The 26,334-nt window shown below is 63.8% G+C and carries 15 protein-coding genes; 6 read left to right on the plus strand and 9 right to left on the minus strand.

The annotated features are described in order from the left end of the window. Window positions 1–33: 33 nt before the first annotated feature. The 4 genes from ACFFC4_RS15925 to ACFFC4_RS15940 all read left to right on the plus strand — a co-directional run bounded on the left by ACFFC4_RS15925 (window position 34) and on the right by ACFFC4_RS15940 (window position 2,072). Window positions 34–231, plus strand: coding sequence for a hypothetical protein (locus ACFFC4_RS15925; RefSeq protein ID WP_375502606.1), 198 nt, complete (start codon window positions 34–36; stop codon window positions 229–231). Next, on the plus strand, window positions 228–1,112 hold the full coding sequence (locus tag ACFFC4_RS15930) for a hypothetical protein (RefSeq protein WP_375502608.1): 885 nt from the start codon (window positions 228–230) through the stop codon (window positions 1,110–1,112). Before ACFFC4_RS15925 ends, ACFFC4_RS15930 begins: the two co-directional genes overlap by 4 nt. Window positions 1,113–1,210: 98 nt before the next feature. Beyond that, the gene (locus tag ACFFC4_RS15935) at window positions 1,211–1,624 is read left to right on the plus strand and encodes a hypothetical protein (RefSeq protein ID WP_375502610.1); all 414 of its coding nucleotides are present in this window, start codon (window positions 1,211–1,213) and stop codon (window positions 1,622–1,624) included. After that, window positions 1,515–2,072, plus strand: a complete 558-nt coding sequence (locus tag ACFFC4_RS15940) for a hypothetical protein (RefSeq protein WP_375502724.1) — start codon at window positions 1,515–1,517, stop codon at window positions 2,070–2,072. Before ACFFC4_RS15935 ends, ACFFC4_RS15940 begins: the two co-directional genes overlap by 110 nt. On the opposite strand, the gene ACFFC4_RS15945 is transcribed toward ACFFC4_RS15940, so the two are convergent. Next, window positions 2,057–4,063: an ATP-dependent helicase gene (locus ACFFC4_RS15945; protein ID WP_375502612.1), complete on the minus strand. Its 2,007-nt coding sequence runs from the start codon at window positions 4,061–4,063 to the stop codon at window positions 2,057–2,059. The genes ACFFC4_RS15940 and ACFFC4_RS15945 overlap by 16 nt on opposite strands. Window positions 4,064–4,432: 369 nt before the next feature. On the opposite strand from ACFFC4_RS15945, the gene ACFFC4_RS15950 reads away from it, so the two are divergent. Together ACFFC4_RS15950 and ACFFC4_RS15955 are read left to right on the plus strand one after the other, a co-directional pair. Continuing rightward, the gene (locus tag ACFFC4_RS15950; protein WP_375502614.1) at window positions 4,433–6,565 is read left to right on the plus strand and encodes a GTPase domain-containing protein; all 2,133 of its coding nucleotides are present in this window, start codon (window positions 4,433–4,435) and stop codon (window positions 6,563–6,565) included. Next, window positions 6,562–8,289: a GTPase gene (locus ACFFC4_RS15955; protein WP_375502616.1), complete on the plus strand. Its 1,728-nt coding sequence runs from the start codon at window positions 6,562–6,564 to the stop codon at window positions 8,287–8,289. The genes ACFFC4_RS15950 and ACFFC4_RS15955 overlap by 4 nt, the downstream gene beginning before the upstream one ends. 526 nt (window positions 8,290–8,815) lie before the next feature. Here ACFFC4_RS15955 and dpdD read toward each other — a convergent pair. From dpdD to dpdE, 8 genes are read right to left on the minus strand one after another with little or no spacing between them, the layout of a single operon-like run. Continuing rightward, window positions 8,816–10,819, minus strand: coding sequence for a protein DpdD (dpdD, locus tag ACFFC4_RS15960; RefSeq protein WP_375502618.1), 2,004 nt, complete (start codon window positions 10,817–10,819; stop codon window positions 8,816–8,818). After that, window positions 10,816–11,337: a phospholipase D-like domain-containing protein DpdK gene (gene dpdK, locus ACFFC4_RS15965; RefSeq protein ID WP_375502620.1), complete on the minus strand. Its 522-nt coding sequence runs from the start codon at window positions 11,335–11,337 to the stop codon at window positions 10,816–10,818. Before dpdK ends, dpdD begins: the two co-directional genes overlap by 4 nt. Then, the gene (dpdJ, locus tag ACFFC4_RS15970; RefSeq protein ID WP_375502622.1) at window positions 11,334–15,725 is read right to left on the minus strand and encodes a protein DpdJ; all 4,392 of its coding nucleotides are present in this window, start codon (window positions 15,723–15,725) and stop codon (window positions 11,334–11,336) included. The genes dpdK and dpdJ overlap by 4 nt, the downstream gene beginning before the upstream one ends. After that, window positions 15,722–16,408 carry a hypothetical protein gene (locus tag ACFFC4_RS15975; protein WP_375502624.1) on the minus strand — a complete coding sequence of 229 codons (687 nt, stop codon included), beginning with the start codon at window positions 16,406–16,408 and terminating at the stop codon, window positions 15,722–15,724. Before ACFFC4_RS15975 ends, dpdJ begins: the two co-directional genes overlap by 4 nt. Then, window positions 16,401–19,391 (minus strand): protein DpdH, encoded by a 2,991-nt coding sequence (gene dpdH / locus ACFFC4_RS15980; RefSeq protein WP_375502626.1) that lies wholly within the window; start codon window positions 19,389–19,391, stop codon window positions 16,401–16,403. Before dpdH ends, ACFFC4_RS15975 begins: the two co-directional genes overlap by 8 nt. Beyond that, the gene (locus tag ACFFC4_RS15985) at window positions 19,388–20,269 is read right to left on the minus strand and encodes a hypothetical protein (protein WP_375502628.1); all 882 of its coding nucleotides are present in this window, start codon (window positions 20,267–20,269) and stop codon (window positions 19,388–19,390) included. Before ACFFC4_RS15985 ends, dpdH begins: the two co-directional genes overlap by 4 nt. After that, complete coding sequence (gene dpdF, locus ACFFC4_RS15990; protein WP_375502630.1) at window positions 20,270–22,837, minus strand: protein DpdF; 2,568 nt, start codon at window positions 22,835–22,837, stop codon at window positions 20,270–20,272. It abuts the gene before it with no gap. Further along, window positions 22,830–26,069, minus strand: coding sequence for a protein DpdE (gene dpdE / locus ACFFC4_RS15995; RefSeq protein WP_375502632.1), 3,240 nt, complete (start codon window positions 26,067–26,069; stop codon window positions 22,830–22,832). The genes dpdF and dpdE overlap by 8 nt, the downstream gene beginning before the upstream one ends. Window positions 26,070–26,334: the final 265 nt, after the last annotated feature.

Raw genomic sequence — 26,334 nt, forward strand, 5'->3', positions numbered from 1 at the left:
CGACGGGGACCCCCAATTCGCACGGTTCGAAGATTGCCGCCTACCGGTTTCGCCGAGGGCGTTCATGCCCGGGTCGTGATGGAGCTACTCGGCCACTCGCAGATGCGCACCACGACCGATATCTACTCCCACGTGCTGCCCGCGCTCGCCCAGCACGCAGCCGACCGCATGGACGCGGTACTGCTCGCCGATCTCGGGACGCCGGCACGACCGGCGCGGCCGCCAGAATGACGCCGCGCACCACACACACGGCTCCAAGGGTTGGTGAGTCATGGGCCTACCGGGCCAGCGCGTCCGACCCACTCGTCGAGGTCGGCATCACCCGGATCGGGGTCCGCACACCAGCACGAGTACTGATCCGGTTCGTCGACGAGCAGTTCGAAGGTCGGCAGGACTGGGTGCCACCAGCGCGACTCAAGGTGCCGTGGTCCAACGCAGGTGAATACTCGGCCCGCGAGACGAGGTGGCAGGCGGTCATCGCCACCTCCCCGACCGCTCGCACGCCGGCTGACTACGCGACCAGTTACGTGTTCACTACCCTCATCGACTCCGCACTCGCGACGACCGACATCAGCGGCGCCGCCGGCGTCAGCCTCATCCACGACCAGGCGGGTCTGGCCGCATTTCTGGAACTCGACCCGCAACTGCTACTTGCCGAAAAACTCGCTTTCTGCGAGGACGGTGCGCTGGTGGTGCCGTGGTCCATCACTGAACTCATCGCCACGACCGCCGCCCGAGCGAACCCCGACCCGCTGCTACACCATGCTCAGGCGCGCGAAGCCGACTACCGGAACAAGACGATGCACGGCGAATACCACGACCCCCGAGGTCAAGACCGCGCCGTGCACATCCCCGCCGAATGGTTCGTCCAAGAACTCGGCGCGGCACACAACGAGCCCTACTGGAACCTGCTCCGGAGCTGGGCCGGCTTCGACAACACCCAGCACTACGACAATCTGAAGAGGCTTCGACACGAACTGGCTCGCACCACCGCTATCGCCCACGATGCCATCGCTGCCCTACGCGAGCAGGGCTCAGTTCGCATTGCCAATCGCTTCGAACGACTACTGAAGGAGCACCCCCGCCCCACCGCGCGGCCCGATCGCGATTGACCGTGATGTCCCGGCCTTCGAGCCGCGAGCCACAACATCGTGCACTGCGCAGTGTGACGGATCGACCCAATCACGGTGTTACGGCTACGGTCCTGATCATGCTGCCCGACTGGCAAGACCCCACCGTCATCGAAGCGGTCTCCTGGCGATTGGCCAGCGAGTTGCACCGCCGCCACCCGAGCACCACGGGTCTGTTGCGCTGGCACCCAGGCGGCGGCCAGAGCGACTGTCTGTCACTGCGCTCGACAAGCGGTGAGGAGGGTGACATCCGGCTCAACCGCAACGGCACCATTCAGGTCACCGCAAGGTTCGACGGACGCGCCCCGACCCGCCCCCCGACAACGTGGGATGACTACCTGCGGGCAGACCCTCGCCAGTTCCTGCACGGCCTAGAGAGCGACGCTGGGCTACCCGCGCCCTCCACCCTCCCCGCGTCCACGCCCCGGAACACTGAGCGCTCGAATCCTCGCGGCAATTCTCGCGACCGCGATCAAGACGCCCAGCCCCCTTGAAGTCGTGCCCGGCTACATCGATACCTCCGGGTATGGGGGCGGACCCAACGTGTCCGCATTCGCTGCGTTTCCTGACATCACTCCCGAACTGCTGCGCCCGCAACCACAGGACCTGTTCGGCCAACCCGAATACCGGTTCTGGTTCCTCACCCGCAACAACACGCCGATCTTCGGCGTCGAGCAGACCGCCGGCCTTGGCTGGACCCGCCACACCAGCCACAACATCGATCTGATGGGCATGTACACCGAATCACGACGCGACCTGACGATCACCGCACTCAAACTGCTGCGTCGAATCGAAAACATCTTAGTCCCAGGAAGCACAACCGGCCCCAACTCACTGCGCGGGTCCGCCGGCGCCACTCGCTCGCCGCCCAGTCACACGCCGGGGCCGAGGCGGGTCGAATTTCGCCCCGACGGGCACTGTCATGCTCAGCCGAACAGGTGATCCAAGGTCGGGATCGAGACGCGGGCATTGCCGGTGTCCACTGCCGCAGCGGTGAGGACCGCGGCCTGTTCTTGAATGTCGAGGGTTTCCAGCGCCTCGTCGGTAAGGAAGCGACTGCCCTTGACGTGAATCTGCCGGGCGCGGTAGCCATTCCAGTCGACCGGCAAGCGGGCGGGGGTGTAGATGCTCAGAGTGTCGCGAGCGCGGGTGATAGCGACGTAAAACACTCGCTGTTCCTCTTCGATGCCGTGGTCATCGGACACGGCCATGTCTGATGGAAATGCTCCGTCCACGGCGTGGATGAGGTGTACGGAACTCCACTCAAGGCCTTTGGCTGAGTGCACGGTCGACAACGTCAAGTAGTCCTCGTCCTTGTGGGGGGCTTTGGCGTAGTCGGCGCTGGACGAACCGGGGTCAAGAGTGAGTTCGGCGATGAAGGCCGCGAGGTCGGCGTGGGCCCCGGCGGCTTCTGCGATCCGGTCGACGTCCTCCACTCTGGCTTGCCAGTCCGTGTAGTGGGCGCGGACCAGGGGTCGGACCGCGCTAAGACACGCGGCGGCACGATCAGCGGCTACTTCGGTACTGCGGGCGGTCGCGAGATGGGCCAAGGTGGCGGCCAAGGCCGTTCGCGCCTTGTCCGGGCTGCTAGCCAGGACGGCGTTGGTATCGGGGTCGGCGGTGAGAAGCATGGGGGTGAGCGCGCGGGAATAGGCTCGTCCGAGGTTGCGGTGCAAGCACAGCAGTCGGTACCAGGAGAGTTCGTCACGGGGGTTGGTCACGACCCGTAGAGCGGCGATCAGATCACGGACGTGTGCGGTGTCCACGAATCGGATGCCGCCGTATTTGACGTAGGGGACGTTGCGGACGGCAAGTTCGACCTCTAGGGCCCTACCGTGGCTGCCCGCGCGCATGAGCACGGCCTGCTCCTTGAGCGGGAGTCCGTTTTGCTGGGAGTCCAGCACCGCGTCGGCGATCATTCGGGCCTCGGTGTCGGCGTCCTCGCAGTGCACCAGCAACGGCTTGCCGACGCGCACTGAGGCGCGGTCGGCGGTCAACTGCAGGCGACTGTCACCGTAGCCAGGGCGGATGACGTTGGCCAGATCCAAGACAGGCTGGACGGAGCGGAAATTGCGTTGCAATCGCACTAGCGTTGCCTCTGGGTGACGATCCAGGACATCACCGAGATGTGCGCCGCTGGCTCCGCGAAAACTGTAGATGGCTTGCGCGTCGTCACCGACCACAGTGAGCCCGGACCCATCGGGACGGAGCCCGGTGACGATTTCTACCTGGGCTCGGTTGACGTCCTGATACTCATCAACCAAGACCCAATCCCATCGCCGACGCAGCTTGGCGCCGATGACCGGATCCGCAAGTAGCTGCGCCCAGCACAGCAGCAGATCATCGAAATCCAGAAGGCCCTGCTGGCGCTTGCGGGCCATGAACGCTCGGAATAACCCGATGATCTCATCGCTCTGATGGACAAAGTCGGGCATCTCCTCGCCGATCACCTCCCGCGCCGGCCGCTGGGTATTCACGGCACGGGAGAACAACTCCGCGAGCTTTGCGCTTGATGGAAACCGGGTCCCCGTACCCGTCAGACCGTGCTCCGCGCGCAGCAGGTCCATTAGAGCGATGACGTCCTCGGGGTCGAGTAATGTCACGGCCGACAACCCGAGCACCCCTGCGTACTCCGTTACGACCCGATGGGCCACGGCATGGAAAGTCCCGCCCCACACCCGCTGCCCGATTCGCGAATCGCCGCACATTGCCGCAGCGCGCGAGGTCATCGCTGCCGCTGCTCGCCGCGTGAAAGTCAACAGCATCACCCTCTCCGGTGGCACCCGAGACTCCAACAGGCGCGCGACCCGAGCCGTCAGCATGCGTGTCTTGCCTGTGCCCGCGCCGGCCATCACCACCAACGGACCCGCACCGTGAGTAACCGCCTCGAGTTGCGACTCGTCGAGGCCCTCACTCCAGCCGCTATCGCTCATGCGTTCGACCTTACTGCCGGGTTGTGACAGTAGTGTCGAGACTCAGGCCCGTGTCATGTCTCCGCCCGTCCAGCGACGAGGGCTGATGCAGGTCGATGAGCGTGTTCACGAGTCGGTCGACGGCCGCGGCAGAGTCCGATGACACAGTCGTCCTGGCCCGTCGCCTCAAGCGACTCGAGCATCGCCCGACGGCACTGGAGGTCATGATTCGACGAGACGGCGCGTGCGAGTGGTCACTGATATGCGTTGATCTTGACTAGGTCGATAGGTTCACGTTGTCGGGAAATCAGGGCCATGCGATCTCGGCGGTTGGCCCGAGTCATTCGGGCGTCCTAGACATCAACGTCGAACGCCCGCGGAGATTGACACGTGACCACGCGCGACGTGCGAAACCGCTACCAGTGGCAGCCTTTTGCGCTTCCCGTTCTTTTCGGAGAGGAGCCACCAGCGAAAGACCCGTGGCCGGGGTTGCTTGAGTTCGTAGCAACCTTCGGGAGTCGCACTTCTCAGATCCGCGAAGAGGCATTGACCGCCGCTGGGGGCACCGCAGTTGCGGGGATTGAGATAGCTCAACCAGCCAGCGGGGAGAAATCGGCACGCTCAGCCACTGCGAATCTCAACGCACCGATGCGCGTAGTGCTGATGGGCCGCACGATGGCCGGAAAGTCATCGCTGCTCGCCGCAATGACGGGCTCGCATCTTGAGCGAATCGGCGACGGGCGGCAGCGGTTTTCCCGGGACATCTTTGGTGCAGTCTCGTCGGTGTCCGAACACGTAGAGGTGGTCGATACCCCCGGCGTCGGGGCACACGGCGGAGCCGACGACACCGAAATTGCTCTCAAAGCCGCCCTCGACGCCGACGTCGTTGTTTGGGTGAACAGTAGCGACTCGATTCAGCAGGAATCTGCCGCCGCGCTAAAGCTTCTCGGGCTGATAGGCAAGCCGATCATTGTCGCCATCAACTGTCGCCAATCTCTCGAAGGCATCGGCCGACTAAACTTGCTGCGCTTTCCAGATCGCGTGTTCGGAAACAGGGAGGGACTCCTTGACGAGATCAAGCGGCACATGGCCGACGCCGGAGTTGAGCCACTCGATGTCGTGTACATCCACGCCCTCGCAGCTGCCCAAGCTTTGGCTCAGGGAGAGGTCCAAACCGAGTTGCACACTGCGAGCCGAATCGACGACCTCACGGATGCCCTCGAGAAAGAGCACGCGGCTCACAGCGCGAGCCGACGGGCCATCCGTCTGATCGACAACGAGCGTCAGACGGCAGAGGAACTCACAGAGTCGCTGCTTCAGGGGTCAATCAACCTTATCGCGCGGTCAGCGCGAGACCGGGAGATGATCAACGACGTACACAGGCGGATGAAGCGTTTAGTGTTGACGGCCGGTGAATCGATGGCGTCTGACGTCGAGTCTGCGGTGGGACGGCGTCGCGACTGGCACCTCATAGTGACCGATTTCGGGAAAACAGTGCAGTCGGACTGGGCTGACGAGGTTCGATTGATGCAAGAGGAGCTAACAAGGTCCCTCGGCTCACGGCTGACGGCCCTGATAGCCGACTTGAAATCCACGATCGCGGACGCCGACACCGAGTGGACGAGTGTCTCTGCGGACCACTTCGCGCTGCGCGACCTCAAAGACTTCAACGGCGTTTGGGGGAATCGAATCGCGAGGGCTGGCGTAGGCGTCGCCGGGGCGACGCTTGGCCTCAGCGGCGGAGCGGTTCTAGGAGCGCAGATCGGTGGAGCGCTTGGGCTGGCCGGAGGACCCCTCGCGATCCTGACCGCCGGCGCTGGCCTCTTCGTCGGCGGCATCGCCGGACTGGCCGCGGGACAGATCAAGTCTCTCGTCGACCACATCTTTCTCGGCAAGGACGGCGTCCTGCGCAAGCGCCGAGAGCAGGTGGCCAAGCAGGTCGGGCCAATTCTTGATGATATTGAACACGAGTATCAGAAAGCCATCACTGCTTACCTCGGCGGCCTAAGATCCGGACTCGAAGGAGAGCTTGCGCGTAGCGACGAGCAGTCCGCGTCTCTCGAGCGCCTGTCCTCGCACTGGACAGTGCAAGCCAAGCATCTGCGAACTTTGGTACGCGACATGGACCGAGAAACAATCTCGACGCTCCTCCGAGTCAACGGGCGAGAACGCCTTGCGCGTTCGGTCAAGCGGGCCACGCGAGTGCCGGGAGTCTGCATCCTCGCCGAGTTCGACGATTCAGCGTTCTGGGAATCGTGGCTGTTCCCGCCCGACCTCGGCGAAGTCTTGGCTGGAGGTACATCATTGTGGTCCAACTACGAATCCGCTGGTGCTTCCGGATACGCGCTCGGACTGGTCGAAGCAGCAAAGGTTCACCTCGTGAAGACTGACGGCGGATCTGCAACTTTGAGGATCCATGAGGACATTCCTCCAGCAATCACCACGGTATGGGCCGAGGGACTGACGGCCCACACGGGCCGAAACATTCAGATCGAGACGACCCGAAGGACTGGAAGTCGATGACCATCAACTTGTTCAAAGAAGCTTCAGCCGCGGCGCGCAGTCTCGGCGAGGAACTTCGGGGAGTGCTCGCCGAACTCGACCCATTAGTAGCGCAGCCATTATTGGAGCGCCTGGCAGTCGAAGCACACCCCACTCCCCTGTTGGTATTCACGGGCTACCACAGCAGTGGCAAGTCGACGCTCATCGAGGCGCTCACCAACCGAGCCTTCAACATCCCGATCGGCTCCGGTGTCACGACCGACCAGGTCACGGAGTATGACTGGGAGCACGACGTCCGACTCGTCGACACCCCTGGTGTCCACGCGGACCGTCCCCAACACGACCAGCGCGCAGAACAAGCCCTCCAGACTGCGGACTTGGTGCTCTTCGCCGTTCCGGTCGAACTCTTCGACGACACACTCGTCGCGCATCTTCGTGATGTACTTGGGCGACTAGGAAAATCACGTCAGACACTCATCGTCATCACAAAAGCAGGGACGATGGATGCCGTCCCGGGCCACCGTCGGGCGGCTGTCGAGGAAGCACTCGGACCGTTCGATCAGGTCCCGTGGGTCGAATGCGACGCCCAGTACTACCTCGACGGACTCGATCTAGCGGAGTCCGCTCCAGGAGACTCACAGGCGTTCATCGACGCATCCGGGTTGAGCAAGGTCGCTACCCTCATCAATGACTTCGCCAGCCAACAGGGCGAGTTCGGCAGACTAAGCCAGCCGTTGCAACTCTTCATCGCAATCTCCCTTGAGGCGTCAGCATCGCTCTCCGAAGACCCGCGCGAGGAGGCCGCACTCAAGATTCTCGCGCGGCAGCGCACTGCTCTGTCCAAGAAGCGAGTTCATCTCGCCGACTTGCTCGAGGCCCGTTCCGCGCAGTTCCGCTCAGACGCAGTCGGAGCAGCGACGTCGTTCGCCGACAGCATCGAACTTCACGAACAAAGTTCTGAGCTCTCAGAAGCCAGGCTTGCGGGCCTCATGACGACTCTCAACGAGAACCTCAGCGAAGCATTAACACGATTCGAGCGAGCTGTTACGTCCGTCCTGGAGGTCCAGTTCGACGATCTTGCCTCGGAGGTGCTCGAGATCGAGGCGTCCCCGTACGGACGCCTCGCTGTCCGACTCGGCGAAGTAGGGACACCCAGCTTCGACGAGCCCGAGGTCATGGTTACGCCCGGCAACGTCCGGACGCCTTCAGTTCCACCTTGGGCAGGTGATCTTTCGAGATACCTCGGGCAGTTCAGGAAGTACTGGGGAGCAGGCGACGGGGTGAAAGCCGCCGCGGGAAGCAACGGCCACAAACTCGTGCTAAAGGTCGGGCATGCGTTCGGCAAGAACTTCAAGCCTTGGGAGGCGGTCCGAACTGCGAACACGGTCGGGAAAGTAGCAAAAGTGGGCGGAAGCGCTGTCGCCATCGGGCTGGAAGCGTACAGCGTCATTGCCGAAGAACGCGCGGCGGTAAAGGCCGAGAGGGCTCGTGCGCAGCGACGGCGCAGTATCACCCAGGAGATTCTGGCGCAGGCCGACTCGATCGTGCTCAATGCGCTCGGAACCGTAGGCAATGACTTAGACGACGTCTTCCGACCAGAGTTCCGGCGCATCGACGCAATGGCCAACGAGATCCGTGGAACGCGCTCAACACGATCCGTACTTCGAGAACGCCTGATGTCGATTCAAGAGCAGGCCCGCACCTCCCTTTCAGCCCTCTCTCCTTCAGCGGAAGAAAGCGACTGAGTGCCTGAACGGCGCGCGGTCAAACCAGTGACGTGCTCGTAAGTGACCCGCAAGTTCACCACGAAGTCTATCGGCGCGCGCCAAAGAACTCTTCAACGGGTTGAACGACGCGGCCCGATTCGTCGCGCCGAGACTTGTTCTCCCGTGAGAAATAAACTGCGATCTGGAACCACAGAGAAAGCGTTCGAGCCTGTCCGTATGTGCTGGCTCCAGCTAACGCGGCTAGACTCTCGCAGCCCTAGGCGCTCGCTATAGCGACCGGATCCGCCGGCTCCGCTGCGACTTCCGCGAGATGCCGTAAATCATCACCCGTGACGGGTGTATCAACCGCACGGGCGTCCATCGGGCCGGCACCGCGGCCTGTGCACACAGTCTGTCCATGCCGTCCACACTAAGTGACTGACGCTACGATCGACGCGCCTAGGCGGGTGGTCGGGAACGGGTCTGTACCAAGAGTCAGCGCGATCCGCGTGACGCGCACGCGGCGCGGTCGCTCGCCTAGGCGCAAACCCGGATGCGCACGACGCTAATCGACGAGTTCAGCAACCCCCGACTCGATCGCGCGAATCATCGAAGCCGACCCAGACCCGTCAGCGTAGCGAACTAAAGCGCCAGATGCGGCGTCCGTGATGAAGCCCGTAGCCGCGTGTGCTGCCCGGCGAGTAGCCAAGACAATCAAGTCCGCGTTGCGAGAGTGCTGACGGAGTGCAGCGTTGCCGACTTTGTCAGACGAGATGTGCACGCGCATGGAAGGCCATTGCAATCCGGCAGTCTTCTCGGCGCGTGCAAGACAGCCCTCGTCGAGGCTGTACAGCAACACCTGACCAGAGAAGACTTTGTTGCTCGTTCCGCTTTCGCTCCCTTCGCTTACGTCGGGTTCATCCCATGCGAGAGCGAGATTGACATCGCTCGCTACGAGTGATGCCAGGCGTCTGAGGGCCGGCGAGAGCCTGTGCCGTAGATGGTGGAGCGGGAACAGCAGGGCAGCGACAAAAGCGGTCCGCGCGTCGTGGTCGCTGTGAGGGCCGGAGGCGACGACGTCGGCAATGTCAAGGACACGGGCGGCGGTGCTGGCCGCAACCCATTGTGGGGCGTAGGAGCGCAGATCTTCAAGCGTTCCTCGGTACAGCGCGACTGGTGGCGCCGCACGCAGAACGATCTCCAGTAGGGCACAGATCGCGCCGAGGTCGTTGGGGCCGAAGCGTTCGGCGATCAGGTAGTGACTCAGTAGCGCTGCGGCCGTCTTCATTGCCGGGCGGTTGAAGTCGTCAGCATCGAGGAACGTGGCGACGCTCGAAAGGAGTGTGTCTATAGCCATCTGTGGCAGAGCGTCGATTGCGTCGGCAAACTCGGTGTCCACGGTCCACACCGGAGCCCACTCCTGTGCTTGATCGAGAGTGATCTCGCTCGCATGGGGCGTGTTGAGTTGCTCGGTCCAGGTGAGCCAGGAGTCGGGTGAGGGTGGCTGCTCGACAGTGATGACGCCGGCTTCTGCATCGGTGTCGCTGGGCTCGACATCGGCCGTGACGTCGGATTCCGACTCCACCGTTGCCGATTGCTCGTCGGACAGCGGGGCGGCTACATGCTGGTGTCGTTCACTAAACACGTCCGGACTGATCGTGCCGGTTGCCGCGATCGCGGTGGCGAGGTCTGCATCACCGCGAGCAACAGCGGCGACTGCGCCGACAGCAAGCGCGTCAGGGTCGCTGGCGTTGGTGAGTCGAGCATCAACCAGCATGGCGACATCGGGCTGCGCTGCGCTCAGGGCCGCGACTGCGTTCGGTAGATCTGCGGCGCGCAACGGGAGGATGAGATTCGCTCGAGCCCAGGCCGCGAGGACGGCTTCGCGAACTAGTAGGGGTGGTTCCGAATAGACGATCGTCGGCAACGATCCGTGAGTGAGCAGAGCACGGTCCTGTCCAAGCCGTGCGAGTCGTCGGATCTGAAGGTAGGCGAGGTTTTCGTGTGAGATGCCGCCAAACCCCTCGATTTCACGCAGGAGGTCTGCGGACGTCTCGGCTGAACCGTTGGCAAGAGCGAGGTCAAATTCCCGCAGCATTCGGCCGATCGGGCGCGCCAAATTTGGTCGGCGTAGTGGCTGGTCACCGAGGCTTTCGACGAGGCGTCTGATTGCGGCGTAGGCCGGTCCCGCTGTCTGTGGGGTGGGCCTAAGGAGGTAAGTCGTGCCCGGACCGAACAGGTCCAGGATTGCCGCGTCGATGGGATCTTTGGCTTTGAGCGTGGCCACGCGTCCGTCGAAGGGGCACCAGTGATGGGCGACCGCCGCCTCCAACATCGGGCGCATTCGGCCGGCGTGCGCGGTGTCCCAGCAGATCACGTAGTACGCGGCCGCCGGCCCGGATGCCTCGCGTCGGGGCAGCACCAGGGGGCACTCGCCCCTCTTGGACAGTGCGTCGAGAAACGGGGCCAAGGTCTTGGCCGCTGGATGCTGCGGATCGGTGTTCGGCCAGGTCGTGTTCGGCGGCGCGAAGAACCGCGACAGGAACGATTCGGCGGGCGCGACGGTCATGAGTGTGCGCCGATCCACCGTGTCCGGACCTCGAGCCTTTGACGCGCCGCGTTAGCCGGATCGACCTCGAAGTCGAGGGCTTCTTCGTTGAGTTGCGTGCCGTTCCAGGTGAAGTTCATCGATCCCTTCAGGACCCAGGTCCAGCCGATCATGATCTTCTCGTGTAACTCGCTGCTGGAGTACACGTGGAGACGATCGCTGGCGCAGGAGCGGCGCAAACGGTCGACGAAGGACAGGTTGTGCGGGTCCTGACGAACGGCAACATAAAGGTGGGTCCCGTGCTGGGTCAGCAGCGCGAAGACTTCGCTCAGGCTGAGGGTGGATCGCGAGTCGGGTCCTAAGACAGCGTCGAATTGACGGATGGAGTTGTCGATAACGGGGATGTCGGTCACCCATCCGGTGACGAGCCAAAACTCCGGACTAGGTGCACAGAGCTCCGACAACAAAGCGGCGGTGAGCACGTCGCCGATGGCCAGACCGTTGCGCGGACGAGTCCGCACGGTGCGCGTGCCGGTCACTGTACTTCCTCGGCCAACGACAGGCTTGCTTGCAGCGTGCCGTGCCGTTGCTGGATGCCAGTGACGCGGCCGTAGACCCGTAGGCCGTTGCGTTCGGCGGCTGTGACTGTGGCTTGTCGGACACTCTCGGACAGTGCTGCCCGCTGGGAGTAGGGCGCGGTGAGGACGACTCGTCCGTTGTTCTCGATGGCTTTGACATAGTCCTCGAGCCAGTGAGGTTGCGTCACGTCGATCGTCGTTGTGCGGCCGACGATGACGCTCTCGAGGGTTAGGCGCTCGATCACAAGGTTGTCGCGATAGGGGTGCCAGTGTTCGAGTCGCTGCACGCGGGCCTGCGGTCCTCGCAGCCAGAGCAGAGAGAACGCGGCGTCGGATGTCAGTGGCGCAAGGGGAAAGCCAAGGTCTCCTTGCGCGGCGTGGAAGACGAGGGTGCGTGCGTCGATCTCGACGCCGAGTCGGGCTTCCTGCTGGGTCCATGCCGTGGCGAGATCGGCGACGAGGCGGTCAATCGTGGGGGTCGATCCCGGACGCAAGAGTCGGGCGGCGAATGTTGAGACCAGCAGGTGCCCGGGGGGACCCTCGGACTCGGTCCAGGTGTTCAGCAGGCTGTCGAGGGCGCTGTCCATCTGGGTGATCCCGCTGGCGTTGCGGAAGGTAGCGACGGATCGGGTGAGAGGGTGTGCCGGGTTGAGGAGGTCGGCAAGGACATCCTGCATAGCCTGGTCGACGTCTTCGGCCTCCGTGGATGCGCAGGCGCGAGCGACAGCGTCCCAAAATTTGCGTGGATCTTCGGTGTAGTCGCGGTGCAGGGATTCGATGAGACCGAGCCCACCGATGGCCGTTTCGGAGACGATGATCGTGTAACTGCCGGTTGAGGAGTCGCGTTGAATATCGACAGCAAGGTCGGCTTCTTGGGCGTCGGGGAGAGTCTCCTCGGTGGCAGTAAGGATGGCGTTGGCCAACGTGTCGAGGAACACGCGCTCCAGTAGGTCGCTGGTGCGACTATGCAGGTCCGGGGTGATCAAGAGGTTGCCGTGTTCCTCGAGGACTGTGTGAACATTTGGGTCCGTGGACAGCGCCGCTAGATCGGTGAGGGTGCGCGCTTGGCCCACAACGCCGTTGGGATCAGCGCGGTATGCGATCGCAAGGAACTGCGCTAAATCGTCGCTCCAACGTCCATTTGTCAGGCTGGCGGGTATTGCACCGAGGTCTTCTCCGCCGAGCCCTCGAGCAATGAAAGCGTTCAGGTAGATTTCGGCGAGCCACTGTCGCTGGAAGACGTTGGCGATGTCGTCGAGGCGGGGGTCCTCCAGGACACGCCGCCGAAAAGCCAGGTTTCGCCACTGGGCGGACGCCGCGAACGTGCTTAGCAGGCTGCTGTCCGCAACGGCGAATCGTCCGGTGAGAATCATGGCGTCGACGTCGAGTTCAAAGCCCATTGCCGCAGCTTGTCCATTGTGCGCGTAGCGGACGTGAACTGGGGCGCGGGTGCCGTTCTGCAGGAGCAGTTCGCCATCGGACCCGATAGTCATTCGGCGGACGGCGAGTGGGCCACCGGCGACATGGAGGGCGAAGGCGCAGGTATCAATCAGGTCGGCCCACGCCGAGGGCGTCGGCACGTCAGCGTGACGCAGGGAAGCCTGGTCGTAAGCGAAGGTCGACCTCCACATCGGCATCGCGTTGGATGTATCCCCGATGGTCGCTGGGGGGCTGGCCAGTCGCAGCGCAAGGGGTCGAACCACCTCGTAGCTCAGCCCGTCGATGGTAGTCCACGTTCCCAGTCCGTGGCCGCGGGCGACAATGTCCTGCAGTTCAAGGTTCTGTCCCGGTGGCGGAACGGGCAGCCAGGTGCGGGCTTGAGCGTTGGCGTAGCCGAACCGGCGACTGACTCTACCGGGGACAGCGTCACGCAGCGCCTGGGCGATCGGCATTGTTGCGTGTTGGTCGGCAAATCCTGCGGGCAGGTCGAATTGCACGTCGGGAGTGTTGAGCGACGCAAACAGAGAAGTGGTCATGAACTCCGGTAAGGGTGCTCTTTCTTGGGCGCCCGGATCGGCGTCGCCAGGCAGAGTTCGCCAGCCTGCTTCCAGTCGGCGCAGCGCGGTGGGCACGACCGACAGCAGCAAGGATCGGGGTTCTTCCCACAACGCTGCTTGAACCTCGTCCGTGCTCACCGTCAAACTGCGGCGCAGGTACTCGCCCAGGTCCTGTTGACGTTCGGCGTTGGCCAGTAGTTCGCGCAGAAGTGTGAGAACTTGGGCCGTCTTCGGATCGGACCACCCGGGTCGTGGCGGAGTCAGAATCGACCGCACGTCCGCGGTGGTCTTGCGTGTCAGCCAGTCAAGCAGCGCGTGAGTGGCCTGCATCTTGATGACGTAACGGTTGTTGATCGGTAGCAATCGGGCATCGATTTCAGGATCCAGCAGCTTTTCGTAGGTTTGGTAGGCAATTCGGTCGCGACCATAGTCGGACAGGACGACGGCCGTGATGGGCCGCATCTCCAGCCGACGGCCGGCGCGGCCTCGGCGTTGCAGGAAGGAGGCGAGGTCGCGGGGGGCTTTGTGTTGGATGACCGCGCCCACGCGGGGGTCATTGAATCCGACCTCGAGCGAGGAGGTAGCGGTGATGATGTCGGCGTTGGAGTCGGTCCCAACGTCTTGGGATGACGTTCTGGCCACACGTAGGGCGCGGTCCATGCGTTGCAGGTGTGCGGGCAGATCCCAGGATTGGCCGTCGAGGTATCGATCTGCGGCTTGGGGGTCTTGCGGGCTGCGTAGGTTGGCGAGGATGGCGCCACCTGCTCGGCCGTTGAACAGGATGCCTTCGGCGTCGCGCAGGTTGTCATATAAGCGGTTGATGACGTCCAGATTGTCGGTGAAGGCGAAGGTAACCGAACCATAGGTGCCGGGGGTTATATCCAAGGTGCGACCCAGCAGCATCGCCGTCTGAATGGTGGTGGAGAGCAGAGAGGCGCCGGAAATCGGGTCGCCGCGCAGGACAATGCCGTATTCGCGACTGGTGGGCAGCATGTCGTCGGCGGCGGGCCCGATGACTTCGACGTTGCTGCGCTCAGTGCCGGTCAGAGTGGCGAAGAACTCGCCGGCATCGCGCAGCGTTGCTGATAGGCCGACCATTACCGGGGCCGCCGCGCCCCATTGACGGTTCGCATGGCGCCAGCGCCGCAACATCAGGCCCACTTGGGCGCCGTGCGCTCCGGAGTAGGTGTGCACTTCGTCCAGGAGCACCAGTCGGGTGCCGTTAGCTCCCCTCCACCCCAACAGTCGCCCCAAACCAGCGGTGGTGGACTGCTGGCTCAGCATCTCGGTGGAACTGAACAGGATGTCGGGCGGGTGGGCGATCATCGATTCGCGCGTCAATGCCACCGTGCCTGGGCCGGTCGTGTAGTCCCCGGTCGAACAAACAAGTCGCTCAACCTTGCCCGTACGGTCCGCGTCCGACCAGATGAGAGAGCCTCGGCAGCCTTCGACAGGACAGTCGAAGTAAGGACAGATCCTGCCTTGCCCGTGCCGCTTCCACCTACTCCAAGAATTTCCGACACGCACCTCCGAATTCCATGGCGTGTCTCCGTAGAGCAACGCTATGCGCGCCGATCTCGAGCCAGGCCCGTTGAGCGGCCCGAGTTGGTCAACGGTCCGCAGCGCTTCGCGTGCTTGGTCACGCAGTAATTCGTTGCGGGGGTAAAGCGCCAAGGTGTGTGGGCCGGTTCGGGCCTTATCAGCGTTGGCCGCAATGTCCAGTAGAGCCGGCAGGTAAAACGCAAGGGTTTTGCCTGAGCCCGTCCCGGCAGTGATGATGCGGGCCGACATCGCTGGTCCCGCGATGGCGGCCAGGATCGACGAGGCGGCGTCTAGTTGGAACTTGGCCAGCATCGATCCGTCGACGAGGCGGGTCAGTACGTCGGCGTGCAAAGCACTCCAGTCGGGTGTGCCCGCAAGGTTGCTGGCCGCCTCGGCCGCGGCGATCGAGCGGCGTGGATACCGCCGGGGCGCCACGCGGAGTCGATAGTCGGCGACGAGGGCGCTGGAGTTGCGCCACCACCCCGCCGCTGTGCGGTCGTTAGGAGGCCACAGTTGGCGCAGCGTGCGGAGCAGTCGCAGCGTCTCGCCGAGCCTGGTGCGGTAGCGCGGGGTGGGGTCTGGCAACTTATGTAGCAGTCCGGTGTCGAGGAGGTGCTGCAGGTACTCGTCGCCGCTGGGCAGGGCTGCTGTGGTCCGACCTGCGTCCACGAGGCGCTGGTCGTCGACCGCTCGTTCGACATCGGCGTGGCTGAGGAATCCGTCGACGACGCCCCACGACAGCAGTGGCAGTTCGAGGTCTTCCAGCCTGCTGAGTAGGTCGGCGATGCTGGCCCACGGATCTGGGCTCACGAGATGACCACGTACAACTGGTCCTTAAGCGCCTCGTCGCTTCTGAGGGTTGTGAGTTCCTCGTCGCTGAGCTGGCTGAGCAGGATCCGGCGGGTCTCGAATCTGCTGAGCACGCCGTCGGATTCAGAGGCTCCGACGCCGGCCAGCAGTTCGGCGACGTTGGCCAGCGCAAGACGGAAGGTTGTCACGTCGCCGCTGCTGACCTGCGACGCGCTGGCGGACCTCCTCATCGTGTCGAGCGTGTTTGTGGCTTGCTGGCGGTCGGAGGGGTTCAGCTTGGGCAGGGCAGCCAGTGGGAGATTGGCGATCTCGTCGCTGGCCCAGGACCTCCATGCCTGCTGGTTTGCAGCGGCAATGTCGGTGGCGGCTTTGCTCACGTCCGCCTTGCGGGCGTTCAGGAATTGGTGCGTGGGCCGTCCGGTCGACTCGACATGGTCGCGTAATCGTTGGGCAGACGCGGTCAAATCTGGCAGATCTGCCACGGGGGCGCCGGCCTCGCGCAGTTTGCGGTGAGCAGCTAGGACGTTGTCGAGCTTGGCGAGTTCAGCCTTGAGGTTGTTCAGAGCCGTCTCGGCTTGTCCTTGTTCCTGGGTTTCTTTCGCGTTCTCGCCCTTGGCTCGTGATAGCGCCGTCAGTCGCTTGGCTCGCATGAGCAGGCTTTGCACGTCCGTTGCCTCAATCATTCGCGGCACCCTCCTCCACGATGCGGAACCAGTTCTGAACGACATCGCCGATCTGGTTGTCGAGGTCGGATACGGTGCCGCTGTCGCTCTCAGCATCTGCGACTCCCGCCTCGATCCACTGCCTGCTGTACGCGAGGTAGTCGGCCACCGCCTGTAGGTCGGCGCCCGCAGGCGCACCGACGACGGAAAGTAACGCCAGACCGCTTTCGGTCTCAGCAGTGTCTAACAGTCTCTCGACGGACGAGATGACGGACTGATCCCATTGAGCGGCAGCCTCGTTGCGCACTTGAAGATCCGCCAGCGATGAGACCTTCACGAACCCGTAGCTGTGACCGGCCTTGACCGCGTCCAGTATCGCCGCGGTTGTCTCGTTCACGGTGGTGCCCTGTGGGACATCGACTCGGATGCGATCGATCAGGTCCTGCCAGTAGGCAAGTTGCGCTTGGCATGCTTGCTCGAGGAAGGCGAGACGTCGATGTGCCTTGGTGCCCCAGTCGGGCACGTCGAGTTCGGTGCCGTCGGTGAGAAGCTTTCTCGCCATGCGAACGATGCCGCTGAGCCGTTGGTAGTCCACGGCGTGCACGGCACCAGTCCCCTGAGCAACACCGATCCCGCGCGCGAAGTGGTCAATGACTGCACTGCGTTCGACCGTGTATTCCCGATACGCGGCCAGCCACTGTGGGGCGCGTGAGGCTTCATCGCTGCGGAGATCAGCCGGTGGCAGCCAGAAGATCGCGTTAGCGAAGTCGAGTTCTTTGGGCTTGGACGGTAGACCGCCGCTAGCGCCTGCTCCCCGGATCAGCGATGCCGCGACGTGCGCCAGGGACGCGTCATCGACGGCCATTGCTCGCTGGATACGACGCTTGGCTTCATCGACGCGGCCAGCGACGGTCGCGTCGAGGCGAGGCAAGGCATCGCCGGCACGTTGCCAGAAGCCGGCTTTGATCAAGATGAGGCCGCGGAACATCATCGCGGTGCGGGCGTCTCGCGGCAGTCGGATGATCGGCGCGATTGAGGGCGGAAGGTTTTCGCTTGCACCCTCGATCGAGACGGTATGAGAGATGCGAACCTTATCGGGAACTGCCTTGGCCAAGGTCGCCGTATCGGGCTCTTTGATCGCGGGGTCGAACCAGTCGATTCTAGCCAGCAGGCGGTCACGAATCATGGTGCGCATGTCGGCGGCTAGGCCCTGCCGCAGGTCTTTGCCGTTGAGCCAAATATCGATGCCGTCGAGTTGACTGCGTACCGACGGTGGAAGATCACCCGGCGCCGCGGTGACAGGGTCGGGTGTCCGGTCGGTGGGATGTGCTCGAGTCAGATCGGAAGGAAGCGGTGGATGCGAGAACGCGGCGAGGATCTCGTCGCTTATCGCCTCTCGTCCGACATCGCCCCAGAACGTCAATAACGTATCGGCCCGGCCGCCGTCATCGCCGCTGAATGCCTTCTGGATTTCCTCCTGCACATGGACCGGGAGGAAGGGCAGGCCCATGGCGGACGATTCTTGACCGAGGAATCCGGGTGGTGGGAACTTTCCGGCCTTGAGTGTCTGGACGTTGTCGTTAAGCATGTCACGCACAGCACGGGATAACACACGGCGGGGGTTGAAAACTGCTCTGTCGCTGCCCTTATCGGCGCAAGCACGAACCGCACGCATCAGGGCAGCCTTGTTGTATGGGTAGAGACCGTAACCCTGCTGCGACGCTCCGAAGGCTTCATGGCAAGACGACTGATACTCGCAGTTCAGGCAGGCATTCGACACTTCGGGGCTGGCCTGCTCCAGGCGTGCCTTACCCACCCGTGCCGCGTTGAGATAGCGGCCCATGAAATCGGCGAATACCTGCTCGTCTGCGCCCGGCGTGTCGAACTCCACTTCCACCGTGTACACCGGTGAAGAAGCCTCAGCGCGGGTCCTGAAGGTGTCTGGCAGCAGCTCGCGGTAGTAGCCGGATGTGACAGCGAGCATCGTGCGAACTGTTGCGTATTTTTCTTGCCCCTGCACGATGCCAACCTCCACGATGGCGTCGAGCAGGTCCCGTCGAACGCCCTGGATCAGGGCCACGTCCTCGATCAGCAGCACGATTTCGTGCCCGACGAACTTCTCTCGGATCCGTTTAAACGCCTGGCTCACGTCGCCTGCGTTCAGGCTCGCCGCCTTGATCGTGGCCGCCTCAAGTACGTGATTTAGCAGTCGTACGGCCTCGACTTGCATCGTCGGCTTGGAGATCAAATCCCGGACGACTGTCCGGGTGGCCAAAGCGGCATCGTTAATACTGGAGTAGGAGCCAATGTCGGTTGGCAAGTCCTCGAGTGTGAACTCGAGAGGCATGTCGGGTTCGGACTCTGCGCGGCCGTTGAGCGCGTAGTGCGCGTAGCGCTTGACGAACGAGTTGGGGCGCAACAGGTGGCTTCGCAGCAGCGGATCGAGAAAGATTAGCCGCAGCCCGTTCTCTCCCACGAGCTTCTTGGCGAAAGGGTTGTCGCCGGATCGAGTGCGGAGCGCCTCGGCTAGTCCGTCCAGAATGCGCTGTTCCATCTCATCGGGTGTCATGCCGCTGCCCAGGCTGGACAGTTTGCGCCGGATCTCCTCGAATTCCGGTTCGGTTTGATCGAGCAGCAGTTTCTCGATGACGTCCTTCAGGCTCGTCTCGGTCTTCTGCAGGTAGATGACGTGGCGGTGGGGGTGCTCTTCGATGTTCGCTTCGATCCAGCGGATCAGATGGGACTTACCTGCACCGGACTCGCCGAGGACCGTCGCCGCGAGATATCCCTCGGACGGCGGCGCACTTAGGAACTCCTCGAGCACTTCCTGCTCGGACACCGAATCGGTGGTGGCCCTCCCGCCGACTTCACCTCGCTGGCGGGTGATGCGCAGCGGAGAGTGCGTCGCGAGTAGCACCGCCCGAGACGGTGTCGCGGCCTCTGTGGGAATCGTTGAGGTGACCTCCTCGGTGGACCAGCAGACGACGTTGACCTGTGCGGTCACCGTGTCACCTCCTTGACTGTCACGGCAGAGACGAACCGATCGTGCCCAGTTTCCTGGGCATCGGGTAGGGCAATCACGCCGGAGGGATCGGACTGGTAGGTCATGGTCAGGATGCCGCGTGCTTCGGCGCTGGTCAGCGCGAGGCCCAAAGCGCGCAGTCCGTTGTCGGGGTCATCTGCGATCCCGTCGTAGGTCGCGCTGGGATGGCCGGGCAGGACGGGGAGTTCGGCGCGGAGGAATTCGAGCAGTTGCTGGATCGAGATCTGTTCGCCTCGTGGAATCTGACCGGTGAGGGGGTGCAGGATCACGTCGATGACGGCCTGGGTGGGATCGGGCACGATTTTCTCTCCGGTTGTCTTCTGTTTAGCCCCTTCCACCATGGCGCTCAGCGCCGGCATCCCCATGCCGAGGGCGATGCTCCATGGGCGGAAGGCGTTGAAGCGGGTGTCGTTGGTGAACAACTGCGTGCGGTTGGCGGTTTGCACGTAGCCCCAGTCCAACGGCGTGAACGGTGCCTGCCGCATCAGCCACGTCAGCCCAAGGCGCAACGACGGCGCGCCCTCGAAATCAGTGCCGAAGGTCTCCGGCGGCGCGAGCAGTCGGTATCGCAGAGTTCGCAGGAACTCCACAGAGTCAGCCAGTTTTTCGGCCTGATACAGCCCGTCGCCGCCCACGTGGACGAGGCCGAACTCGCGCAGCGCTGCCAAGGCTCGTGTTGCGTGCGCACCGTTGCTGGGTGTGCGGGGCCGCATCGTCTCGGGTGTCACGAAGTCGAGGATCTGGGTCTGCGAGAGATCTGGATGTTCCATGATCACGCGGTAGGTGAGCCACATGGTCTGCGGGACGCAGTACGCCGGGCTCGGGTTCAGCACGTCCATTCACAGACTCCTCAGCAGAGCGTCGAGCGAGATACGGGTCGTGTCACCCGTGACGTCGCGCAGTAGGTTGCCCGGCTTGTGCGGGTCGGGAGTGGAGTCCGGGCCGACGACGTAGCTGATCAGGTCCAGGGCCAGGCGTTCGTCGGCCTCGGATGTTAGGCGCGCTTGCGGAAGCACGAAGGCGATCGGCCCGGGGTAGTAGTCGGACAGTTGGTGCGCGGAACTGCGGTCCGTCAGAACGGCGGTGTTCGGAACAGAGCGTTGTAATTGGTCGGCGGCGGCGTCGGTCATACCGGCGAAGACGTGGACGCCCCGCTGAGCCAAACGCCGTAGCAGCGGATCTGCTTGCTGCCCTTCGGCAAACCAGATGAACAGTCCGGGCCTGTCACCGCGCCAGGCCTCCAGCGGATCGCTCCCACGCGGTGCTGGCAGGTCAGGGGCCGCTTCAAGTGGGTGCGTGCCAGGGGATCGGTCGGGCGCTCGCCGGCACGACGGACATCCACGACAGGCCGGCGCCGTTCGCAGCGTGCCTCCGCCGAAGGAGACCTGGAAGTGTCGGGCGATGACACGCCCAACGCACTCCTGGCCCCGCACGAGAGAAAGCACCGCCTGGAGCGCGCGACGTTGAGCGGTGCTCACGTCATTGCGTATCGCCGCCAGCGCTGTCTTCCAGCCGTGCTCTCCGAGTAGTTCACCGTTGAGCAGGTCGAACTCCAAGAAATCTTCGACGTTGGCATAGAAATCGTCGCGGCCCTTTGCCTTGGCCTCTTCCGAAGCGCCCGAATCTGGCGTCCATCGCGGGGCCCGCAAGCCGATGACCCCGGCCTGCGCCATCAGGGTCAGAGTGCGTACGTTCCACTGCGCACTGCGCCCATAGCCGTCGGCGAGGTAGTTGGGCAGCGTGCTCTTCCGCACGCGGTAGCGAAACCCCGTGAGGTGGTCAGCGCTGTGCATCATGCTCTGCCACCGTTTCCATCCGAGATCGTCGCCGATCAGCACGACACGGCTGAGGCTGTCGGCGATCTGTTCGTCTGGCGGACAACTGCATAGGTACGCGACCGACGGCCGACCGTCGCGACCGGCGCGACCGACCTCCTGGTAGTACCGATCGATGGTTTCCGGCAGGCACGCGTGAAGCACCGTACGGACGTTGGGCATGTCCAGTCCCAAGCCGAACGCGGAAGTGCCAACCACAACATCTAGGCCGGTGGCGGTTGGCAGGCCTGCAGTCGTCAACCCGCGCCATTGCTCCATGACTGTGCGGCGCTGCTCGTCGCTGGAGTCGCCGGTGACACATCCGACTCGCAGCAGTCCTTTCGTGCGCAACGTCGCCGCCCAGGTATGCGCGTCGTTGACCTTGGTGGTGTAAAGCAGCAGCGGTCTCGGGAGGCAACTGACAGCGGTCACGATCGCTGCGGCGCGGCTCTCCTCGTCGGGGTACGAGTCGAGAAAATACGCCGGTTCGGTGCGCAGTTCGGATCCCCAGACAAGGTCGACTTCGTGTCCGCCCATAGCGAAGAGGTTGGTCAGCAGGCGTAGCGGTTGTTGGGACACTGTTGCGCTCAGCATGAGGACAGCGGGCTTGCTCGACTGAGGGGCGCTATCGTGCGCTTCGCGGATGAGCCCGGGCATGGTCTGGAACTCGGGACGGAAGTTCGCGCCCCATTGGTCGACGAGGTGCGCTTCGTCAATGACGATCTGCTGTAGATGGCCGGCCCGGGCACAGTCCAGAACCGCACTGGCCAGTCCGGAGACGAACGCCTCGGGCGAGGTGTAGAGCAGTCGCTGCTGACCGGAGCGGACTTGGTCGCGAAGTTCCTTCTTGGTGTCGTTGTCCAGGGATCCAACGTAGGCGTAACAGCCGTTTGGGCTGAGTTCCTTATTCAGGTTCCTGGCAAGTTCGGCTGTGCGGCGTTCCATGTCCAGCGCAAGTACCACGGTGGGCACCACGACGATGGTCACACCATGGCTGGACAGCAGCACTTTCGACCATGCGACCGCTGTCTTCCCGCGGCCGGTAGGCAGGGCCACAACAAGGGCTCCGCCGTCGTTGAGGACAGCGGCACGCGCGGCCTGCCGCTGCGATTCGCCGCGGTAGGTCGGGTAGCCGTGGGTGAACTTCCAGAATGGGTCCGCGGGCAGCAGGGTCGTACCTTCCGGTTCGACATCGCGATAAGCCGCCCGGACTTGTTGGCGCGCCAACCCTGCCGCGGCCGGTTCATCACCAGGGGTCGGAGGCTCCCAGTCCACAGCCCTGACAGTTATGCCTCCCCCAACTAAGGCGCTGGCCGCACAGCGCACCTCATGCCACTGCTCAATGGTGGGCCACTCCGGCGTGACGGGAACCGACAGGCGGCCATCACCGCCATAGGTCGTCTGGGAGATGAGCAGCACCTGGCGTATGAGGGCTGCAACGTCGCGCCATCCCGTCTGTCCGACGGTCAGGCCTGTCATGGCATCCAGCAGACGTCGACACGCGTCGCTGCAGATGCGATCGGCCGCGACCTCGACCGAGACGGGCCACGCGGACAGCGCCGCTTGCGCGAGCGCCAGATCGTCCCTAGACATAGACACCCCACGGCTGGGAGGCGAGGACGACGCAACTGACAGTGCTAAGTCGAATGGCCGGTGTGGTGACGGCCGCCTCCAAAGCCCGTCCGAGTGCTACGTCGGTGTCGAGCGCTGATGGATCGGTGACCAGGCCGCCTGCGTGTGATCGGGCGCGGCTCTGTGCGAGCAAGGAGTCCGTTTGTCGGCGGACTTGGTCGCCGGCGCGACGGGATGCCTCCACGACGTCGGCGATGTCAGTGACCCGTTGAAGCGCTGTCTCGTGGCAGGCGGTGGCAAAGGGCGCCAGGTTTTCCTCGCCCCCCAGGACGGCGTGGAGGGCAGCGATCCGTTGCGAGTTGAGGTTCTTGTCGCTGCTGGCGCTGTAGGACCGAGACAGAAGTTCAATAAGGGCCGGGCTTCCAACGGTCTGGGCGGTGTTCGTGGGAATCCAGATGCGGTGGTGCTGCGGACGGAACGCCGCGTCGGCGCGCCGGCGACAGATGGGTTCGAGTTCGATGTTCCCCGCCAGCACCGCGAGAACTGGTGCGATGTCGGCTTCGATGAGGAAGTCGAAGCCGAAGAACACCGTCGGCTCGTGGTGCCAGCGGGGCTCCACTCGCCACATGGCTACGGCTTGGCCGCGGTCGTCCAGGCTGAGCAGTGATTCGAGTCCGCTGATGAAGGGGTTGCCCCGTCGAAACAGTCGCCGCCGGCCAGCTAGCTTCCAACGGTCGAAGTAGCCGGTCCGGGCAGCCTCGACGGTCATCAACCGTGTCAGCAGTCGTCCGCTGACGAGCGGATCTGCGTCCGGATGGCGCCCGAACTGGATGCTCCCGTCGAGATTGGTCTTGGCAGCCAGACGTAGCCCCTCAGGCCCCTCCACGAAGCTCCGGTACGCCCGTTCGATCTCCTCAGAGTGCGCCTCGTATTCGGCGATTGCCAGGGTCATCGCGTCGCCATCCGCGTAGGTTCCGTAGCTGGCCTCGAGGGCGTCGACCTCATTGATTCGGCGCTTCTCCTGTATCAACTGCGAGTGGATGGCCTCGGATTCTGCGAGGAAGCCTTCGACTCCCTGCTCGACGAGTTGTGTCCATGCCAGACCCGCCAAGTCGCCGACGATCTCCTGCATCGCCGACAGCGACTCGGTGAAGATCACAAAGCCGTCGGCGAGCACTTTAAGCCACGTGGTAACGATGCCGTGGGGGTCTGGGTCGACCACCACGAACTGCCTTCCTGCCCTGCGGGTGCTGTAACGGTCTACGCGGCCGATCCTCTGCTCCAGCGCGTTCGGGTTCCACGGGATGCGTATGTGGTACACGGCGTCAGCGCCTTGGAAGTTGCGTCCGACCTCGCCGCTGTCATCCACGATGAGCATGCCGCCGTCCGTACGCCAGGCCTGCTCTGCTTCTTCGCGCTGCTGCTCGGTCTGCGTGCTCAAGTGGGCCCGGGCTTGCGCTGAACTACCTCGTGACAGTTCGCGTACCAACTGACCGGCGAGTGTTCCTCGGCCGGTGAAGACGACGCTTCGTGCTGCCGTATCGCGGGCCTGCAGCGCCGTGGCCAGCGCCTGCAGTCCGTCCGAGCCCCGCGCGGAACACAGCGTCTCCGCGAGGTCGGCTTCAAACGCTAGTGCAGGCTGCGCGTCCAGCAGCGCCTTCTCTGGTGGAGACAGCACCTCGGTATCTACGCCGCTAAGGCGGTAGTTAACTGCCGCCAGCAGGTCGTTTAGCGGACCACCGGCCCGCGAAGCGAGCACGCCAAGGACTTGACCTAATGGGCCGGGCTCGAGTCCGTCATCCAGCACGGCCGCAGCGCTCCTTGCTGCCCACTCGGCCAGGAAGGTAGCTGCCGCGTTGACTTCGTCGGACTCCATCCGGATGACACCCGGCCGACTGCGCCCGGCGAACTCAAATGGCGTGAGCAGTCCTTGATCGTCTAGGCGTTGAATCTCCACGACATGTCGCCGGTTGCGGATGACGCGGTGGTGCAGGCGATAGGTCTCCGAGACGTGGGTGCGTACCGCGGCCACGGCTCGGCGCAGTCCAGCCCTGTCGACTTGCGCCGGATCGGTGCCCGTTGGCCCGAACAGGAGCATCGTCTGTTCGATTGTCTCAGCGAGAGTGCTGTCGTCGGGCACGATCCTGCGGATCTCGTCGAACTCGAACTGAAGTAATTCAGGGTTGTCTGGATCTGGATCATCATCGAGGCCGAAGATGGCCAGCGCCAGCTCTTGCCGCGCCTCCAGCAAGTGATCGAATTCCGTCCGGCGGTCCCACCGAAACAGATGCGGGTCGAGCAGGTGAAGCAGCGCGAGGTGTGTGGTGCTGTGACGCGAAAACGGCGTCGCTGAGAGCATCAGCAGTCGTGGCACGGCATGCGCCAAATCGGTCAGTTCACGGTACGGCGAGTCCTGCGGGCCTTGGGTGCGCGCCAGCAGGTGTGCCTCGTCGACTACCAGGAGGTCTGCACCGGTCAACTCCCCCCAGTTATTGACCTCGTCGTGACCGAGAACCTCGAACGGCAGCCCGCCGGCGGGCGAAGGGAAATCATCTAGGTAGAACTTCTCGAGCAGTTCGGCGCGCCATTGGGCTTTGAGCGCGTCGGGAACGATGACGCCGATGCGCCGGCCGGGGACGTCGATCAGCAACTGTCGCATGACGAAGCCGGCCTGGATCGTCTTGCCCATCCCGACCTCGTCGGCTAGCAGGTACCGCTGTACCGGGTCTCGGATGATCCGCAGGGCGGCACTGATCTGATGCGCGTGGAGTCGGACCCCGGTTGACACAATCCCGGTCGCGGAGGCGGTGGCGGCGCGCTCGGCCAGCAGCAGTTGCCGGACTGGTTCGCGGGCGTCGCGATAGCGCGGCGTCTCGTTCGCTCCAGTCAGTAGGACCTGCAACGGGTCCTCCGGGGGCCGCTCCCAGCGCACTCGAAGTCGGTCCTCTGTGACCTGGAGGTCCACGTTCATGTTGGGAATTCTCACGTGGTAACTGTCTGGACCGCCGCCGAGGATTCGGCCCGCGCGCCACCGTCCCCACCCGTCCTGGAAAAAGACGCGCGTCTGCGGGCTGAGCCGAACCCGTTGGACCTCTTGCAGCCTTACCCACCGCGACTCGGCGATCGGTCGGGCGGCGGACTCGAAGTAGTCAAGCCGCACCCGGTCATCCACGACCTCGCCCACACGGGCGAATCCGGGAGCACCCGACTGCGCGACAAGTCTTCCGACAGCCTGACGTGTCGACTTGTCCATGACTTCGTGTGCCCTCCCTCGCGTACCTGCGAAGTCTGTCGGAGATCAACGGTGCGCGCACCTGTGACGAGTCTGGGGGACGCGGATGAGGTCGAAGCAAGGCTCGCGGGGGCGGCTGCAGGGTCGCGGCACCGCTCGGCGTGCGCGTCCGGTGAGGGCTGCAGTGTGCCTGACCCGGTGCTAAGCCGGGCCGGGACCTCCATGGGCGGCGCACCATCCGGGACGGCTCCCGGCGCGTTGTCAGAGGGCCCGCGTAGGAATTACA

The sequence above is a fragment of the uncultured Jatrophihabitans sp. genome, assembly GCF_964244045.1.
GTDB lineage: Bacteria > Actinomycetota > Actinomycetes > Mycobacteriales > Jatrophihabitantaceae > Jatrophihabitans.